At 65.7% G+C, this 14,498-nt stretch carries 13 protein-coding genes; 5 read left to right on the top strand and 8 right to left on the bottom strand.

Features of this window, described 5'->3' with window-relative positions; all coding sequences use genetic code 11:
- Nucleotides 1-4: 4 nt before the first annotated feature.
- Genes WQQ_RS04740 through WQQ_RS04770 form a run of 7 tightly spaced genes read right to left on the bottom strand, consistent with a single transcriptional unit; the run spans nt 5 to nt 7,864 of the window.
- The gene (locus WQQ_RS04740; RefSeq protein ID WP_007183933.1) at nt 5-1,165 is read right to left on the bottom strand and encodes a thiolase family protein; all 1,161 of its coding nucleotides are present in this window, start codon (nt 1,163-1,165) and stop codon (nt 5-7) included.
- A gap of 31 nt (nt 1,166-1,196) precedes the next feature.
- A complete protein-coding gene (locus WQQ_RS04745; protein WP_007183934.1) occupies nt 1,197-1,616 on the bottom strand; it encodes a Zn-ribbon domain-containing OB-fold protein in 420 nt (139 codons plus the stop codon).
- Between the two features lie 36 nt (nt 1,617-1,652).
- Nucleotides 1,653-2,819: an NADH:flavin oxidoreductase/NADH oxidase gene (locus WQQ_RS04750; protein ID WP_007183935.1), complete on the bottom strand. Its 1,167-nt coding sequence runs from the start codon at nt 2,817-2,819 to the stop codon at nt 1,653-1,655.
- Nucleotides 2,820-2,827: 8 nt separating this feature from the next.
- Nucleotides 2,828-4,009: an acetyl-CoA C-acyltransferase gene (locus WQQ_RS04755; RefSeq protein WP_007183936.1), complete on the bottom strand. Its 1,182-nt coding sequence runs from the start codon at nt 4,007-4,009 to the stop codon at nt 2,828-2,830.
- 27 nt (nt 4,010-4,036) lie between these two features.
- The gene (locus tag WQQ_RS04760; RefSeq protein ID WP_007183937.1) at nt 4,037-5,128 is read right to left on the bottom strand and encodes an acyl-CoA dehydrogenase family protein; all 1,092 of its coding nucleotides are present in this window, start codon (nt 5,126-5,128) and stop codon (nt 4,037-4,039) included.
- Between the two features lie 11 nt (nt 5,129-5,139).
- Nucleotides 5,140-6,294 (bottom strand): acyl-CoA dehydrogenase family protein, encoded by a 1,155-nt coding sequence (locus WQQ_RS04765; protein ID WP_007183938.1) that lies wholly within the window; start codon nt 6,292-6,294, stop codon nt 5,140-5,142.
- Nucleotides 6,295-6,310: 16 nt separating this feature from the next.
- Entirely contained in the window at nt 6,311-7,864 is a 1,554-nt protein-coding gene (locus WQQ_RS04770) for a long-chain-fatty-acid--CoA ligase (RefSeq protein ID WP_007183939.1), read from the bottom strand.
- Nucleotides 7,865-8,075: 211 nt separating this feature from the next.
- On the opposite strand from WQQ_RS04770, the gene WQQ_RS04775 reads away from it, so the two are divergent.
- Genes WQQ_RS04775 through WQQ_RS04790 form a run of 4 tightly spaced genes read left to right on the top strand, consistent with a single transcriptional unit; the run spans nt 8,076 to nt 11,179 of the window.
- Nucleotides 8,076-8,846, top strand: a complete 771-nt coding sequence (locus WQQ_RS04775; protein WP_007183940.1) for an enoyl-CoA hydratase/isomerase family protein — start codon at nt 8,076-8,078, stop codon at nt 8,844-8,846.
- A 2-nt stretch (nt 8,847-8,848) separates the two neighbouring features.
- Nucleotides 8,849-9,247, top strand: coding sequence for a Zn-ribbon domain-containing OB-fold protein (locus WQQ_RS04780; RefSeq protein WP_007183941.1), 399 nt, complete (start codon nt 8,849-8,851; stop codon nt 9,245-9,247).
- Entirely contained in the window at nt 9,244-10,398 is a 1,155-nt protein-coding gene (locus tag WQQ_RS04785) for an acetyl-CoA acetyltransferase (RefSeq protein WP_007183942.1), read from the top strand. Before WQQ_RS04780 ends, WQQ_RS04785 begins: the two co-directional genes overlap by 4 nt.
- A gap of 13 nt (nt 10,399-10,411) precedes the next feature.
- Nucleotides 10,412-11,179 (top strand): SDR family NAD(P)-dependent oxidoreductase, encoded by a 768-nt coding sequence (locus WQQ_RS04790; protein WP_040453024.1) that lies wholly within the window; start codon nt 10,412-10,414, stop codon nt 11,177-11,179.
- 104 nt (nt 11,180-11,283) lie between these two features.
- On the opposite strand, the gene WQQ_RS04795 is transcribed toward WQQ_RS04790, so the two are convergent.
- Nucleotides 11,284-13,569, bottom strand: a complete 2,286-nt coding sequence (locus WQQ_RS04795; RefSeq protein WP_192812946.1) for a TonB-dependent receptor — start codon at nt 13,567-13,569, stop codon at nt 11,284-11,286.
- Between the two features lie 492 nt (nt 13,570-14,061).
- Here WQQ_RS04795 and WQQ_RS04800 point away from each other — a divergent pair, with 492 nt between their 5' ends.
- The gene (locus tag WQQ_RS04800; RefSeq protein ID WP_007183945.1) at nt 14,062-14,493 is read left to right on the top strand and encodes a secondary thiamine-phosphate synthase enzyme YjbQ; all 432 of its coding nucleotides are present in this window, start codon (nt 14,062-14,064) and stop codon (nt 14,491-14,493) included.
- Nucleotides 14,494-14,498: the final 5 nt, after the last annotated feature.

Here is a 14,498-nt window from a genome sequence, read left to right on the forward strand (position 1 = left end):
CGGATCACTTCGACAGGATCGTCACGCAGCTGGAACCCGGGAAACCGTAGACGTGCGTGATACCCGTCTTGAGCTCGCGCTGAACCTGATGAGGCCCGGCGACGCCGCGCAGCTGGCGCACGATCTCGTGCACCTGGCGCAGACCCGAAGCCCCGATCGGCTCGCCGTTCGCAAGCAAGCCGCCGTCGGTGTTCGTCGGCAGACGGCCGGTGAGCGACGTGCCGCCATCGCGAATCAGGCCTTCCTGTTCGCCATGCCGGACCAGGCCGAGTTCGGCGAGATGCATGATCTCGTGGCCGACTTCGGTGTCCTGGCACTGCACGATGTCGATTTCGTCCGGACCGATGCCGGCCGCCTCGAACGCCGCCTTGGCCGCTGCTTCGCTCGCACCGACCGTGGCCTTGGTCGAGAACGACGTGGCCTGCACGTCGATGCTGCCGTATTCGCGCGTGCGGAACTCGGCGGCGCGCAGATAGATCGGCGTGCCCGGGAAGCGATGCGCGATATCCGCGCGGCAGACGATGGCCGCGGCCGCGCCGTCGCTCGGCGAGCAGAAGTGATACTTGCGCAGCGGATCGCAGACCATCTGCGAGCTGTCGATCTGCTCGGCCGTCAGCGCGCTGCGACGCCAGGCCGCCGGATTGAGCGCGCCGTTCTGGAACGCCTTGACCGCGGTGCGCGTGAGCGTCGCCGGGCTGATGCCGTAGTCGTGCATGTAGCGCTGGATCTTCATCGCGAAGAACTGCGGGTTCACGGTCAGGCCGATGTCGCCATACCACTGCGGCAGCGCGGTGGAGTCCATGCTTTCGCCGGCCGAGAACGCGCCCTTGGGATGCTTGTCGAGCCCGATGCAGATGCCGATGTCGCCGCGGCCCGCACGAATCGCGTTGGCCGTGTTGAGCAGCAGGTTGCCGCCGGTGGCGCAGCCGTTGAACATCTTGCTCATCGCCATACCGGTGTAGCCGAAGAACTTCGTCATCGTCTCCGGCATCATCACCGACAGGCTGCCGACGTAGCCCACCTGCACGTCGCGCCAGCCCAGCCCCGCGTCGTCCATCGCCTTGTTCGCGGCTTCGACGCCCATCTGGATCGCCGAAACTTCCGGGTGGCGGCCGAAGCCGTAGAGGCCGACGCCGATGATGGCGATATCAATATCGTTTGCCATTGCTGTCTCTAGTGTTGTCTGTCCGTCGCGCTCAAACCGGAGCGAAGGCGTAGCTGAGAATGTCGTTGCCCTGCTCGTCCGTCCTGAAGGTCTCGACGACGAGTTCCACTTCCATGCCGATCTTGAGCTTGTCGATGTCGGCCGTGGTCAGGCGGCCTTCGACGCAAAGCCCTTCGGGCAGCTCGATGTAGCCGACGCCGAACGGCTTGAAGTTCTCGATCGGCCCCGTGTACGGAGGCACCGGCGGAACGAAGGTCTGCGTGGTCCAGGTCCACAATTTTCCGCGGCGGCTCAGCTTCACCGCGTCGATGCGGCGGCTCGCGCAGCTCGGGCAGTTCTGCTGCAGCGGAAAGTGATGCTCACCGCATTCGGGACACTTGCCGCCGATCAGCTGCGGCGCATCGGAAGGCCAGGTGAAGAGGTCTTCCTTGATCGGAATCTGCTTGCCCATAGGTGTGGTGCTCTCGTTCTCGTGATGCGTGTTGATTCAGGCCTGCGCGGTGCTTTGCGCAGGCGGATGGACGATGCGATAACCCGCCCACTTGCGCGGGTGGGCGTAGAAGTAGCGATGCGGGATCACCGATGGCGTTGGCGAATTCGAAGGCTCGGCGCCCAGGGCTTCGGCCGCATGCCAGACCCAGCGCGGATCGTCGAGCAGCGCGCGGGCGAGCGCGACGAGATCGGCCTGGCCTTCGGCGATGACCTGCTCGGCCTGTCGCGGCGTCAGGATCATGCCGACGCCCATCGTGACGATGCCCCGCTCGCGCAGCGGCCTGGCGAGCGGCAGCAGATAGCCGGGCTCCACGCGCGGAAAGCGGCTCTCGGGCGTGACCATGCCGGCCGAGGTGGTGACGTAGTCCGCGCCGTGTTCGCGCAGCGCCTGCGCGTAGATCGTGGCCTCGTCCGGCGTGAGTCCGCCGTCGGTGAAATCCGACCCGTTGATGCGCACGCCGATCGGCTTGTGCGCAGGCCAGGCTTCGCGCACCGCGCTCAGGCATTCGAGCGGAAAGCGCATGCGGTTTTCGAGGCTGCCGCCGTAGCCATCCTTGCGCTGGTTCGTCAGCGGCGACAGGAACTGCGACAGCAGATAGCCGTGTGCCGCATGGAATTCGAGCAGCTCGAAGCCGATACGCTCGGCGCGCTTCGCCGCCTGCACGTAGGCTGCGCGAATGCGAGCGAGCCCGCTTGCATCGAGTTCGCGCGGGGTCGGCCAGCCTTCGCCGAAGGCGATCGAAGAAGGCGCCCAGGTCTGCCAGGCTTCGCCTTCGCCGAGCACGAGCGTGCGAAAGCGTCCGTCGTTCGGAGACTTGGTCGACGCCTTGCGTCCCGCATGACCGAGCTGGATGCCGAGCGGAATGTCGGAGTAGCTGCGAATGTCGGCGACGAGCTTGCTCAGCGCGGCTTCCTGCGCGTCGTTGTAGAGCCCGAGATCGTCGATGGTGATGCGGCCATCGGCTTCGACAGCCGTGGCTTCGAGGATCAGCAGGCCCGCGCCGGACACCGCGAGCGAGCCGAGATGCATCGCATGCCAGGGAGTCGGCAGGCCATCGACCGCACTGTTCTGACACATCGGCGACACGACGATGCGATTGCGCAGCGTCAGTCCGCGCAAGGCGAACGATGAGAACAGGGCTGATGACGAAGCCGATGTCATGACCAGGCTCAGGCGATCTCGAACAGCGCCGCGGCGCCCATGCCGCCGCCGACGCACATCGTCACGACCGCGTACCTGGCCTTGCGACGGCGGCCTTCGATCAGCGCGTGGCCCGCGAGACGCGTACCGGAAACACCGAACGGATGGCCGATCGAGATCGCGCCGCCATCGACGTTGAGCCTGGAAGGATCGATGCCGAGCTGGTCTCGGCAGTAGACGGCCTGCACCGCGAAGGCTTCGTTGAGTTCCCACAGGTCGATGTCGCTCACGCGCAGGCCTGCGCGCTGCAACAGCTTGGGCACCGCGTAGACCGGGCCGACGCCCATCTCGTCGGGTTCGCAGCCGGCGACCTGAAAGCCGCGATACACACCGAGCGGCTGCAGCCCGCGACGCGCGGCTTCGCTCGCGCTCATGAGCACGACGGCGGCAGCGCCATCGGACAGCTGGCTCGAGTTGCCCGCGGTCACCGTGTAGCCCTCGCCCATCACCGGCTTGAGCTTGGCGAGGCCTTCTGCATTCGTCTCCGGGCGATTGCCTTCGTCGCGCGTCAGCGTGACGGCTTCTTCGCCGGTGACCTGGCCTTGCTTGTCCTTGAGCTGGCGGGTCGTCGCGAACGCGACGATCTCGTCGTCGAAACGGCCCGCGGCCTGCGCGGCGGCCGTGCGCTGCTGGCTCTGCAGCGAAAACGCATCGCTGGCTTCGCGCGAGACGCCGTAGCGGCTCGCGACGTTTTCGGCCGTCGCGATCATCGTCGCGTAGACGCCCGGCCGATGTTCGGCCACCCAGTCTTCGCGACCGCGAAACGTGTTGCGATGATCCTGCACGAGCGACACCGATTCGACGCCGCCGGCGACGATGACCTCGGCTTCGCCGGCCATGATGCGCGCCGCCGCCATCGCGATCGTGTTGAGGCCCGAGCTGCACTTGCGATCGACCGTCGCGGCCGCAACGCTCACCGGCAGGCCCGCGCGCAAGGCGGCCTGGCGCGCGATGTTCGAGCCCGTTGCGCCTTCCTGCCAGGCGCAGCCGAGCAGGACGTCATCGACCTCGCCACCTTCGAGCCGCGCGCGGCGCACGGCCTGCTCGATCACGAAGCCGCCCATGGTGGCTCCGTGCGTGTTGTTGAGCGCTCCGCGAAAGGCCTTGCCGATGCCGGTGCGGGCGACGGAAACGATGACAGCGTCCTGCATGTGAATTCTCTTTGAGTTCGTTGGCGGTCAGACGGCGACGGCGTCGTCGCGCGACGTGAGGTCGGACCAGAAGTGATCGGCGCCGCGTGCGGCGACTGCGCTACCGATGCGATCGGCCCAGTAGCGGTCGTTGCCGAATTCGCTGCGCCAGGACCACAGGCGCTGCGTCGATTGCCTCAGTGCGTATTCCCAGGTGAAGCCGATCGCCGCATGCACCTGATGCGCGGTCGCGGTGGCGACGCCGATGGCCATGTTCGCGCGCAGCTTGGCCGCGGCGATCGCGAAGGCCGCGTCGCCTCTTGCCGCAGCGCGGAATGCCGAGCGTGCCGCGCAGGCCACGGCCGCGGCCTCGACGCCGAACAGTGCGAGCTGCTGCTGCACCGCCTGGAACTGGCCGATCGCGCGGCCGAACTGCTTGCGCTCCTTGGCGTAGTCGATCGAGCGATGCAGCGCCGCTTCGAGCGCTCCGGTGATCTGCGCGAGCCGCAGCAGCGCGGCGTAGTCGAACAGCGCCCTGGCTTCGCGAGTGTCGATCGCGGCGGCTTGCACGCCGGTGTCGTCGAAACGCAGATCGTCGCGCGGCTCGAATGCGAGGTTCTGCGCCTGCGTGATCGCGGATGCATGTTCGCGACTCAGCGCGACGACGTGCGGCCGACCGTCGATCGATACGACCGTCACGACGGTTTCGGCCTGGCGCCCCCACGGAACGCCGATGAGCGCGCCACTGAAAACGTAGCCATCGCCGCGCTTCTGCAAGCTGCCTTCCACCTGGACCGCGAGCGTCGTCACGCCTTCGGCGAGATCGAGCCCTGCATCGGCGAGCAGACGATTGGCGAGCATCGCTTCGCCGACCGGAATCGGGGCCGCGTAGTAGCCGAGCGGCTGCAGCACCGCGAGCGCGTCCTCCCAATCGCCGCCGACACCGCCTCGTTCATCGGAGACGAGCAACAAAGTCAGGCCCAGGTCGACGACCTGAGCCCACAGCCCGGCATGCCATGCGGGGGAGACGACACCGCCGGCTTCTCCAGAAATCGATTCGTTGACAGCGGCTTCGTGCATGGGCGTGTCGCGCAACAAGCGCGTCACGGTGTCGGCGAGCATCTGGCTTTGTTCGCTCATGGGCTTTCCTTTCAACGCAGGCCGAGGCCGCGCGCGATGATGCCGCGCAGGATTTCGCGCGTGCCGCCACGCAGCGAGAACGAGGGCGAGGTCTGCAGCAGAAACGCGAGCACGCGCGACAGATCGCTATCGGCCTCGAGCCTTACGCCTTCGTCCACGATGGATTGCACGAGCGCCGGCAGCGCCTGCTCGAAGCTGTTGCCGAGGTCCTTGACGATCGCGGCTTCGATGCTCGGATCGCGGCCCGCCGCGAGCTGGCCCGCGACCGAGAGCGACATCTGGCGCAAGGTCCACAGTTCGGCCGCCGTGCGGCCGATGGCCTGTCGCAGAATCCCGGATGGATTCGGCCCGGCCGCGCGGAGCAGCTCGAGATGCAGCGCGAGGCTCGACATGTAGCGCTCGGGCCCGCTGCGTTCGAGCGAGAGCTCGCCGGTGACCTGCTTCCAGCCCTCGCCTTCGGTGCCGAGCAGGCATTCGGCATCGACGATGCAGTCCTCGAAGAACACTTCGTTGAAATGCACATCGCCGACGAGATCCGGAATCGGGCGTATCTGCACGCCCGGCGTGTCGAGCTCGATGAGGAATTGCGAAAGACCGGCCTGGCGATTCTTGTCGTCGACCGGGCTCGTGCGCACCAGCGCGATGATGAGCCTGCAGCGCTGCGCCTGCGTGGTCCAGATCTTCTGGCCGTTGATCTTCCAGCGGCCGTCGGGCAAGCGCTCGGCGCGCGTGCGCACCGAGGCGAGATCGGAGCCGGCGTTCGGCTCGCTCATGCCGATGCAGCAATAGATTTCGCCGCGTGCCATGCCGGGCAGATAACGCTCGCGCTGGGCTTCGCTGCCGAAGCGCAGGATCGCAGGGCCGGACTGGCGATCGGCGATCCAGTGCGCGCCGACCGGCGCTCCGGCGGCGAGCAGTTCTTCGAGCACCACGTAGCGCTCGATGCTGTTGCGCTCGTGCCCGCCGTACTGCTTGGGCCAGATCATGCCGACCCAGCCCTGTGCTGCGAGGCGCCTGGAAAAATCGGCGTCGAACACGGCCCAGGAATTGGCGCGGCGCTCGGCCGGCCAGCGATCACGCTCCTGCGCAAGGAAAGCCCGCACTTCGGAACGCAGTGCGGGGATGCTGCCGGGGAGCTCGACGGAATCGAAGCTGAAGCTTTGCATGATGAGCCGGGTGCTCTTAGTGCTGGGGCGAGAACTGCATGCGCAGCTCCACCTTGTTGATCTTGCCGGTGTTGAGCCGCGGCAGTTCGGCGACGAACGCCACGCTCTTCGGGCATTTGTAGGAGGCGATCCGCGTCTTGCAGAACGCGATCAGGGTTTCGGCTTCGAGCGTGCATCCATGCTTGAGCACGACCACGGCGTTTACCGCCTCGCCCCAGCGCGAGTCGGGCACGCCGATGACGGCGGCTTCGAGCACGGCTTCGTGCGCGACGAGCGCTTCTTCGACCTCGCGCGAGTACACGTTCTCGCCGCCGCTGATGATCATGTCCTTCTTGCGATCGACCAGGAACAGATAGTCCTCGTCGTCGAGATAGCCGAGATCGCCCGTGTGGACCCAGCCGTCGCGCAGGGTTTCGATGGTCGCGCGCGTGTTGTTCCAGTAGCCGGCCATCGCGGTCTGCGAACGGGCGCAGACTTCGCCGATCTGCCCGCGCGGAAGCTCGTTTCCGGCTTCGTCGACGATGCGCAGCTCGCACTGCCAATGCGCCTGTCCGACCGAGGCGAGACGGCGCATCTGCCGGTCATCCCCGTCGAGTACATGCTGGTGCGGATGCAGGAAGCTGATGCCGTTGACTTCGGTCTGCCCGTAGCCGTTGACGGTGATCGGGCCAAAGGCCTCAACCGTGCGACGCAGCAGCGGTACCGGCATCGGCGCCGCCGCGTACATGAGCATTTCGAGGCTCGAAACATCATGCTGGCCGAAGTTCGGAGCATCGAGTATCGACTGCACCATCGTCGGCACCAGATGCACGGCGGTGATGCGCTCCCGCTCGAAGCAGCGATTCACGTCCTGTGCGTCGAAGCCGCGATGCAGGACGATGCAGCCGCCGCGAAAGTACGAGGACTGCGCGAGCGTGCGCGCGCCCATGTGAAACATCGGCGCGATCGCGAGCAGGCGGCAATCCGAGTTGAAGCCCAGCTCGCTCGACAGCACTTCGGCGATGCGCAGGCAGGAGCTCTGCCGGTGCACCACGCCTTTGGGCTTGCCGGTGGTGCCGCTGGTATACATGAGGCAGAGGTAATCGTCGGCCTGCGAGCGGAACGAGGAGCCGTTCACGTCGCCGCTTTCGATCAGGGCCTCGAAGTTCTCCGCCCAGGCCGGCGCCTCGCCGATGCAGACGTAGCGTTCGACGCTGTCGAACTGCTCGCGCAGGCTTGCCACGACTTCAGTGTACTGTTCTTCGAAGATCAGCAGCTTCGGAGCCGCATCGCGAACCACCCAGGCGATCTCGGCCGCGGCCAGGCGGAAGTTGACCGTATTGATCAGGAAGCCGGCCCACTCGGCCGCCGCATAGGCCTCGACGTATTCGGCGCAGTTCATCGCGAGCACCGAGAAGCGATCCTGCCGGCGCAGGCCACGACGCTCGAGCGCGGACGCCAGGCGGCGCGCACGCTGCGCGAATTGCGCGTGCGTGCTGCGACGGTCGCCGGAACGATCCTGGAACACGAGCGCCGGGCGCTCGGGAAACAGGCGTTCGTTGCGTTCGATGATGTGGCCGAGTGTGACCATGCGTTTCTGATGCGGAGCGAAGCTGGACAGAAGACGCGGCGGCCCGGATTTCCGAGCTCTGCCGACGGTGCCTTCCTCGAAGCCTGCCGGTCTGGTTTCCTGAGGTTTGTTAAATGGTATCCTAATAGAACGAAACCACGAACGCCAGCGAGCCGGCATTCCTGGATCCGGAAGCATTTGTTTCCCTCTTTCACGACGAGGTCACTGCATCATGTCGATCGATTACGCCGTCCAGGACGGCATCGCCACCATCACGCTGAACCGCCCCGACAAGAAGAACGCGATGTTGCTGGCGATGCGCGACCGCATCGCCGAGATCGCCGAGCAGATCAACGACGATTCCGAAGTGCGCGTGGTGATCCTCACCGGCGCGGGCACCGATTTCTGCGCCGGCGCGGACGTCAGCGAAATGGCCAAGGGCGGCATCAACGGCTCGCTGCTCAAGGCCCGCCACATGCAGAAGGCGATCAAGGGCCTCGGCCGCGTCAACAAGCCGATCATCGGCGCGATCCGCGGCGTGGCCGTGGGCATGGGACTGTCGATGGCGCTGGCCTGCGACACGATCCTGGCGACCGAGTCGCTGCGCATGGGCTGCGTGCAGCGCAAGATCGGCCTGTCGCCCGACGCCGGCAACGTCTGGTTCCTCAATCGCTATCTGGGCGTGGCCAAGGCCAAGGAACTGGTCTATTCGGCGCGCATGTTCGGCGCCAAAGAGGCGCTCGAACTGGGGCTGATCACGCGCATCGTCGCCGACGATGCGCTCATGAACGAAGCCATCGCGCTCGCCAGGACCTATGTCGAGGCACCGACGCTCGCGCTCGGCCTCGCCAAGCAGATGTTCGACGTGGCATCGACGATGACGCTCGATCAGTTCATGGATTTCGAAGGCACCACGGTGCCGCTGCTCGCGCAGTCCGAAGACTTCAAGGAAGGCACCCGCGCCTTCCTCGAGAAGCGCGCTCCGAAGTTCACCGGCAACTGAAGATGAGCGACGAACGCACCGCGACCGCGATCCACCCGGAAGCGCAGTTCAAGGCCTTTCTCGCGCAGGGCCGCTTCATGATCCAGCGCGCGAAGGCCAGCGGCCGCTACGTGTTCTACCCGCGCGTCGCCGAGCCCGGGACCGGCGACACCGGTCTCGAGTGGGTCGAAGCCAGCGGAGCCGGTGTGGTCTATTCGTCGACCGTCGTCCGCAAGAAGCCGCCGGAGCCGAGCTACAACGTCGCCCTGATCGATCTCGCCGAGGGCCCGCGCATGATGTCGCGCGTGGTCGGCATTCCGGCCGAGCGGGTGCGCATCGGCATGGCCGTGAAGGCGAAGATCATCGACGACAACGGCTCGCCGCTGGTCGTATTCGAGTCGACTGCCGAGGTGAACACATGAGCGCCTACCGCAACGGCTTTCCGGGCGGCCAGGTGGCGATCGTCGGCGCTGCGACCTTCGGCGTCGGCAAATCGCCGGGCTTCGAGTCGATCGACCTGACCGCACGCGCCGCCCTGCTTGCACTCGACGACGCGGGGCTCGCGCTGTCGGACGTCGATGCGCTGTTCGTCGCCCAGCCGCAGGACACGCTGTCGGGCCTGAGCCTGCCGGAGTATCTCGGCATACGGCCCAAGCTCACCGACAACAATCGCAGCGGAGGCTCGGCGTTTCTGCTGCATCTCGAACACGCGGCGCTTGCGCTTGCGGCGGGTTATTGCGACGTGGCCCTGATCTGCTACGGCAGCAACCAGGCGACCGCGAGCGGTGCGCTCGTGCAGACCTCGAAGAACGCGTTCTGGGATGCGCAGTACAAGCCGCTGCGGCCGATCTCGGCCTACGCGCTCGCGGCCGCGCGCCACATGCACGAGTACGGCACCAGCAAGCGCCAGCTGGCGGAAGTGGCCGTTGCCGCTCGCCGCTGGGCCCAGCTCAATCCCGAGGCTTGCGCACGCGATGAGTTGTCGATCGACGATGTCGTCAACGCGCGCCTGGTTTCCGATCCGCTCGGCCTGCGCGATTGCTGCCTCGTCACCGACGGGGCCGCCGCGATCGTGCTGACGCGCGCCGATCGTGCACGCGACTGCAGACGCAAGCCCGTGTCGGTGCTCGCTGCCGCGAGTGCGGTCACGCACGCGGACATCTCGTCGATGCCCGACCTGACCGTGACCGGCGCAGTCGAATCCGGCGCGCGCGCGTATGCGCAGGCCGGCGTCACAGCCGCCGACATCGACGTCGTGCAGGTTTACGACGCCTTCACGATCAACACCCTGCTGTTTCTCGAAGACCTCGGCTTCTGCCCCAAAGGCGAAGGCGGACGTTTCGTCGAGGGCGGCGCGATCGCGCCGGGCGGCAAGCTCGCGGTGAACACGAGCGGCGGCGGGCTTTCGTATTGCCACCCGGGCATGTTCGGACTGTTCCTGCTCGTCGAGTCGGTGCGCCAGCTGCGCGGCGAATGCGGAGCGCGGCAAGTATCCGACGCCAGGCTCGCACTCGCGCACGCGAACGGCGGACTGCTGTCGAGCCAGGCGACCGCCATTCTTTCCATCGACTGAAGAGAATCCACGAATGACTTCGATGTTCGATCTGAGCGGCCGTCGCGCGCTCGTCACCGGTGCCTCGAGCGGACTGGGACACCACTTCGCGCTGACGCTCGCGCGTCACGGCGCGGAACTCATCGTCGCCGCCAGGCGTGCGGACAAGCTGCAAACACTCGTCGACGAGATCGTCGCCGCCGGCGGCAAGGCGCATGCGGTTGCGCTCGACGTGACCGATGCGGAATCGGTGAAGGCCGGCTTCGATGCGATCGAAGCGCAGGGCGGCGTCGCCGACATCATCGTCAACAACGCGGGCACCACGACTTCGAAGCCCGCGCTGCAACAGACCGAAGACGATTGGGAAATGGTCGTCGGCACCAATCTCGGTGGCGTCTGGCGCGTGGCGCAGGAAGCCGGCAAGCGGCTCGTCGCCGCGAAAAAGCCCGGCGCGATCGTCAACATCGCCTCGATCCTCGCGCTGCGCGTCGCCGGCGCCGTCGCTCCGTACGCCGCATCGAAAGCCGGCGTGCTGCAGCTGAGCAGATCGCTCGCGCTCGAGTGGGCCCGCTACGGCATTCGCGTCAACGCGCTCGCACCGGGTTATTTCGTCACCGACCTGAACCAGGATTTCCTGCTCAGCGAGCCCGGGCAGAAGCTCATGTCGCGCGTGCCGCAGCGCCGCTTCGGCAGGCTCGATCAGCTCGATGGTCCCTTGCTGTTGCTGGCCTCGGACGCCGGCAGCTATATCACCGGTGAAATCCTCGCCGTCGATGGCGGACATCTGGTGAGCTCGCTTTAAGCGGGACCTTGTCCAGCGCGCTTCGCTCGCTGTTTTTCTAAATAGCGACCCCAACAAAAAACCCTCGCGATGCGAGGGTTTTTTTGTTTGCTTCGACTTCCGGTTCAGAAGTTGTAGCGCACGTCGAACAGATAGGTGCGTGGTGCACCCGGCGTGCGGCTGACGACACCGATGATCGAGCTGGTGTACACGTCGCCGACCGGCAGCACGTACTCCTTGTCGAGCAGGTTGTTGACCGACATGCCGACGTTCCAGCTCGAACCCATCACGCTCGTCCAGTCGGCACGCAGGTTCATGAGATTCCAGCCGCTGACGGCCTGCTCGGGGTGGTAGCTGTCGTTCGAGGAGAACCCATCCGTGTGGTAGTAGTTCAGCTGGACACCCGGAGCACCGATCCTGGAATCGACCGGAAGGTCGTAGCGGGCCGTGATGCTGTAGATGTTCTTCGGCGCACGGGCGAACGGCTGGTCCTTGCGATCGGTGCACTGAACGCCGGGCGTGTTCGGATCGGCATCGACGCCGCAGTCGAGGAACTCGTCGTAACCCGCATTGACGTAGGAGTAGAAGCCCGACAGCGTCAGATGATCCGTCGGCATGAAGGTCAGTTCGAGCTCGCCACCCTTGATCGTCGCCTTGCCCGCGTTGACCGGAACGGTCTGCGGCGGATTCGTGTTTGGATCGGTCAGCAGGCGCTGGATGTCCTTGTAGTCCGAATAGAAGGCCGCAAGGTTCACACGCAGCGGACGACCGGCGACGGTGAAGTCGTTCTTCGTTCCGAGCTCGAAGTCGGTGACGATTTCGGCATCGTAGGTTTCCGACAGCGCCGATTGCGTCGCCGCACGTGCACCGAAGCCGCCGGTGCGATAGCCGCGACGATGCGCCAGGTACACGAGGTTCTGCTTGGTGACCTGGTAATCGAGGCTGATGTTGTACGTCGGCTCGCTGAAGTCCTTCTTGAACGAGACGTCGCAATCGGCGATCGGCACCTGGCCGGCCGGCGTTTCGTCCGTGCCATCGCCGTCCAGGTCACGCGAGAAGCGGCAGACCTCGGGTCCGTCCGGATTGGTCGAATTGCCGCTGCGGTTGCGAACGCGCGCGATGCGCTCGTCCCAGGTGTAGCGCGCACCAACGGTCAGCGCCAGGCCTTCGAGCAGCGGATCGAGTTTCTGCGTGGCCTGCGCGAACACCGACTTGCTGGTGTTCTCGCCCGTCGGCCAGGTCAGCGACCAGCCCGGAAAACGATTCGGATGCGGCTGCGGAATCTGGTTGCCCGGCGAGGTGGTGGCCGGCTTCAGCGTGATGCTGTAGTCCTTGGTGCCGCCCTTCTCGTTGAAGTAGTACGCACCGACGATCCAGTTCAGCGTCTCGGTGTTGCCGGACAGCTGGAATTCTTCCGACCACTGCTTGAAGTCGTAGTCGCGCGCGATCTGGAAGAACGGAATCGGCATGCCGTCGATGTCGTCGAAGTTGCCGCCGGTCACCCGGCGATAACCCGCGATGTTCTTCACCGACAGATTGTCGTTGAGCTCGTAGGTCGTCGTGTTGGCGATGTCCCAGGTCGAAATCTTGGTGTACTGGTCGGCGCCGCTGGCGGTCTTGTAGATGCCGCGTGCCTGCTGGTCGGCCAGCATCTGCTCGCCGCTGAGCGCGCCCTGATAGCCGAGCGCCGTCGCGTATGGGCTCGTGGAATACGCAGCCGACCCCGGAGCCAGCTTCTGGATGAACACGCCCGTGCCGCCGTCGTCCTCGATGAAACGGCTGTACGTGAACAGCGAATCGAGCCCTTCGGCCGGCTGCAGGGCCAGCGACACGCGCGCTGCCTTGGTGTGCTCGTGGTTGATGTTCTCGTCGAGCACCACGTCCTTGATGTAGCCGTCGCTGTCGGTGGTCTGTCCGGCCACGCGCAGCTGCGCCCAATCGGTGATCGGCACGTTGACCATGCCGGTGGTGTTGAAGCGACCGAAGTTGCCGAAGGTGGCGCCGACGTAGCCTTCGGAAATCTTCGACGGACGGTTGGCCTTGATGTTGATCGCGCCGCCCGTGGAATTGCGGCCGAACAGCGTGCCCTGCGGACCCTTGAGCACTTCGACCGATTCGAGATCGAACAGCGTCTGGTTCACGCCCTGCTGGCGTTCGATCACCATGTCGTTGATGTAGATCGGCACCGACGGATCGGCCAGAATCGTGAGCTCCTGCTGGCTCTGGCCGCGGATCGCGAAGGTCGGAATCGCCTTGCTGCCGGAAGAGCCCGGCACGATCGTGAGGCTGGGCACCTGCGTCGACAGCTGGCTGACGTCGCTGACGTTGGCGCGTTCGAGCGCATCGCCGCTGACCGCCGAGACCGCGAGCGGAACCGACTGGATCGATTCGGCGCGCTTGCGCGAGGTCACGATGATCTCTTCGATACCGAAACTGGCGGTCGCCTCACCCGGCTGGGCAGCGCGGTCCCCGGCGGCAGCCGGAGCCAGCTGATCGATAGCGCTTTCATTTTGGGTCCCGGGAGCAGCCTCGGGCATTGGCGCTTCTACCTGCGCCATCGCCGGCAAGGTCGCGAGCAAGCCGACGACCCCCGTAACCGCTTTAATTAGCGAGCTTTTTTGCACCTTTCTCCTCCATCCGCAGTCGGGCGATTGCCCGGAATATTTATAGTCGCGGAGTTAAGACTGATCGATAGGGTACTCTTTGTCAAGAAACATTGAGCCTTTATTGAAGCGCTTCAAATATGTCATTCGGGGAGACGGCAGACCGCCCGACATCCCCTCGAGCCTGAAGCGTGTGTCAGTTCCCGCGGGAGAAATCGAGGCAGGCTGCGCGAAGCCGGGGACGCGCGCCGACGGCGGCTCTCATCGCGTCCCTGGAGACGGAGTGTTTATGCTGCCCGCATGTGGAAGCAGATCGAAATTCGCTTGAAGCCGCGTCCGCGCGGCTTTCATCTGGTGACCGACGAGATCCAGGCACAGCTGCCCGAGCTGCGCGCAATCGAGATCGGCCTGCTGCATCTGCTGCTCCAGCACACCTCCGCCTCGCTGAGCCTCAACGAGAACGCCGATCCGGCCGTGCGCGGCGATTTCGGGCGCTGGTTCGATCGGGCCGTTCCGGATGGCGCCGCTTATTTCCGGCATGTCGACGAAGGCGGCGACGACATGCCCGCGCACCTCAAGAGCGGCCTGCTGGGCTGCCAGCTGAGCTTGCCGATCGCCGCCGGACGCCTGCGCCTCGGAACCTGGCAGGGAATCTACCTGGGCGAGCACCGCGACCACGGCGGCGCCAGGCTCGTCATCGCGACGATCAACGGAGAGCCGCGAGGCTCATAGCGCGA

This window comes from Hydrocarboniphaga effusa AP103, from assembly GCF_000271305.1.
GTDB classification, from domain to species: Bacteria; Pseudomonadota; Gammaproteobacteria; order Nevskiales; family Nevskiaceae; genus Hydrocarboniphaga; species Hydrocarboniphaga effusa.

Bases quoted from the DNA above. Each gene is read 5' to 3' on its own strand.
- WQQ_RS04740 (WP_007183933.1), bottom strand. From the start codon at position 1,165: ATGGCAAACGATATTGATATCGCCATCATCGGCGTCGGCCTCTACGGC.
- WQQ_RS04745 (WP_007183934.1), bottom strand. From the start codon at position 1,616: ATGGGCAAGCAGATTCCGATCAAGGAAGACCTCTTCACCTGGCCTTCC.
- WQQ_RS04750 (WP_007183935.1), bottom strand. From the start codon at position 2,819: ATGACATCGGCTTCGTCATCAGCCCTGTTCTCATCGTTCGCCTTGCGC.
- WQQ_RS04755 (WP_007183936.1), bottom strand. From the start codon at position 4,009: ATGCAGGACGCTGTCATCGTTTCCGTCGCCCGCACCGGCATCGGCAAG.
- WQQ_RS04760 (WP_007183937.1), bottom strand. From the start codon at position 5,128: ATGAGCGAACAAAGCCAGATGCTCGCCGACACCGTGACGCGCTTGTTG.
- WQQ_RS04765 (WP_007183938.1), bottom strand. From the start codon at position 6,294: ATGCAAAGCTTCAGCTTCGATTCCGTCGAGCTCCCCGGCAGCATCCCC.
- WQQ_RS04770 (WP_007183939.1), bottom strand. From the start codon at position 7,864: ATGGTCACACTCGGCCACATCATCGAACGCAACGAACGCCTGTTTCCC.
- WQQ_RS04775 (WP_007183940.1), top strand. From the start codon at position 8,076: ATGTCGATCGATTACGCCGTCCAGGACGGCATCGCCACCATCACGCTG.
- WQQ_RS04780 (WP_007183941.1), top strand. From the start codon at position 8,849: ATGAGCGACGAACGCACCGCGACCGCGATCCACCCGGAAGCGCAGTTC.
- WQQ_RS04785 (WP_007183942.1), top strand. From the start codon at position 9,244: ATGAGCGCCTACCGCAACGGCTTTCCGGGCGGCCAGGTGGCGATCGTC.
- WQQ_RS04790 (WP_040453024.1), top strand. From the start codon at position 10,412: ATGACTTCGATGTTCGATCTGAGCGGCCGTCGCGCGCTCGTCACCGGT.
- WQQ_RS04800 (WP_007183945.1), top strand. From the start codon at position 14,062: ATGTGGAAGCAGATCGAAATTCGCTTGAAGCCGCGTCCGCGCGGCTTT.